The following is a 220-nucleotide window of genomic DNA, read 5'->3' as shown; positions in this document are numbered from 1 at the left end:
CCGCTTTGACCACAGCTTCAATATCTTGTTGTACATCAGCGTAACGTCCGTCTTTCAAAGCACCAATGTTGATGACCATATCAATTTCATCTGCACCTTTACGTAAAGCATCTTCTGTTTCAAAAGCTTTCGTTTCTGTTGTGGATGCGCCTAATGGAAAACCAATCACCGTACACACGAGCACGTCACTGTCTGCAAGACGTTCGGCAGCGTATTGAAC

General features: G+C 44.5%; 1 pseudogene. It reads right to left on the bottom strand.

From position 1 onward, the window contains the following. A pseudogene (locus CD118_RS11645) lies at positions 1-220 on the bottom strand (deoxyribose-phosphate aldolase); the annotation flags it as partial.

The sequence above is a fragment of the Staphylococcus coagulans genome (assembly GCF_002901995.1).
Classification (GTDB): Bacteria; Bacillota; Bacilli; order Staphylococcales; family Staphylococcaceae; genus Staphylococcus; species Staphylococcus coagulans.
This window is presented reverse-complemented; position numbering and strand designations above follow the sequence as displayed.